Origin of the sequence: Microbispora sp. CL1-1 (assembly GCF_012034195.1) — a bacterium.
GTDB lineage: Bacteria > Actinomycetota > Actinomycetes > Streptosporangiales > Streptosporangiaceae > Microbispora.
The window spans coordinates 1-1,473 of record NZ_JAATEK010000125.1; the positions used below are offsets into that span (position 1 = coordinate 1).

The 1,473-nt window shown below is 73.0% G+C and carries 3 protein-coding genes; 2 read left to right on the forward strand and 1 reads right to left on the reverse strand.

Annotated elements, in window-relative coordinates:
- Positions 1 to 113: 113 nt before the first annotated feature.
- Positions 114 to 248 carry a hypothetical protein gene (locus tag HCK04_RS44010; RefSeq protein ID WP_260617574.1) on the reverse strand — a complete coding sequence of 45 codons (135 nt, stop codon included), beginning with the start codon at positions 246 to 248 and terminating at the stop codon, positions 114 to 116.
- Here HCK04_RS44010 and HCK04_RS40220 point away from each other — a divergent pair.
- Complete coding sequence (locus HCK04_RS40220) at positions 247 to 543, forward strand: LysR substrate-binding domain-containing protein (RefSeq protein ID WP_168066696.1); 297 nt, start codon at positions 247 to 249, stop codon at positions 541 to 543. The two genes, HCK04_RS44010 and HCK04_RS40220, sit on opposite strands and share 2 nt — an antisense overlap.
- 194 nt (positions 544 to 737) lie before the next feature.
- Positions 738 to 1,316, forward strand: coding sequence for an NADAR family protein (locus HCK04_RS40225; protein WP_142652764.1), 579 nt, complete (start codon positions 738 to 740; stop codon positions 1,314 to 1,316).
- The last annotated feature ends 157 nt before the right edge of the window (positions 1,317 to 1,473 follow it).

Below are 1,473 nucleotides of genomic sequence, written 5' to 3' on the forward strand. Positions count from 1 at the left end.
ACTGATCCTCCTCAACAGCCGCGGCACCCCCCTCGGCACATGAGCCCCCGGGCCCGCCACGTACGGATGGAAGGGCGGGGAGTGGACGCCGAGCGACGGCGGCCGTGCGCACCTCAGCCGAACGCGGCCTCGGTGACCGGCGCCCACTCCCGCCACTCGCGCAGCCGCTCGGCGTAGATGGCCTCGATCTCGGGGAGCGTGTTGCCGAGGACGAGCCGCCGGGGCGGCTTCTCGGCGTCGGCGAGCATGAGTATGGGCCCGCGCGGCGACCCGCAGTTCGGTGCCAGGCCGGCGCTGCCTGAGCCCCGCATCGCCCACCGCATCCGCGACTGGAACGCCAGGCTCGGCTTCGTCGCCGCCGGGCTCGGCATCACGACCGTCCCCCGGATCGCCGTCTCCGGCCTGCCCACCGGGATCGCCATCGTCGAGGTGGACGCCCCCGCCTATTCCGGGCGTACCGCCCTGGCCGTGACCAGGTCAGATCCGTCTCCAGGACAGCGCGCCGTCGTCGCGGCCCTCCGAGCCGCGGCCGAGTCCGCATGACCCCGTGCACCGAGACCGGGGCGTTCAACGACCCGGACACGATGGAGGTCGGCCGGGGCGGCATGACCCGGGGCGGTGCGGCGCGGTCCGAGGGTGGTCGGCTGCCTGTTGCGCCGCTGGTGTCTCGGGCCCTCATTGGCGCGAGGAGCGTTGCCGTAACTCGATGGCCGGAACGAGGCCGCCTGTGGCACGGTATGGGCGTGTCCGAGCAGATTCCGCCGCCTCGCAGCGTGGACGAGGCGATCGCCGCCGAGCAGGCGGGCCGCGCCCCGCGTTACCTGTACTTCTGGGGCCACCGGCCGGCCCGCGACGGCGGCATCGGTCGCGGCTGCCTGTCGCAGTGGTGGCCCGCCGCCTTCACCGAGGACGGCCGCACCTTCGCCTCCGCCGAGCACTACATGATGGCCCACAAGGCCTGGCTGTTCGGCGACGAGCGGACCGCCGAGCGGATCCTCGCGGCGGACCACCCGCGTGAGGTCAAGCAGCTCGGCCGCGTCGTACACGGCTTCGACGACCAGGTATGGGCGGCCAACCGGTTCGACATCGTGGTCCGCGGCAGCATCGCCAAGTTCGGCCAGAACCCGGAGCTGACGCGCTTCCTGCTCGGGACCGGAGACCAGGTCCTGGTGGAGGCGAGCCCGCTCGACCGGATCTGGGGCATCGGCCTGGCCTCCGACGACGAACGCGCCGCCTCCGCCTCGACCTGGCAGGGCCTCAACCTGCTCGGCTTCGCCCTGATGGCGGCCCGTGACGCGCTGAAGCCCGGCCTGTGACGCGCTGAAGCCCGGCTCGTGAGCGCGGACGCCGCCCCGCCACATCACACGTGAGAGGCCACCGGCGGCGCCGTCCCGCGTACGACGCCGCCGCCCGCTCGTCTCCTGACTAGGGCGCGTATCGGGTTGTGATCAATTTGTGGGATTCGCCTGTCCG

What these genes read in the sequence shown, in the direction of transcription:
- HCK04_RS44010 (WP_260617574.1), bottom strand. Translation starts at nt 248, where the DNA reads ATGCTCGCCGACGCCGAGAAGCCGCCCCGGCGGCTCGTCCTCGGCAAC.
- HCK04_RS40225 (WP_142652764.1), top strand. Translation starts at nt 738, where the DNA reads ATGGGCGTGTCCGAGCAGATTCCGCCGCCTCGCAGCGTGGACGAGGCG.
- HCK04_RS40220 (WP_168066696.1), top strand. Translation starts at nt 247, where the DNA reads ATGAGTATGGGCCCGCGCGGCGACCCGCAGTTCGGTGCCAGGCCGGCG.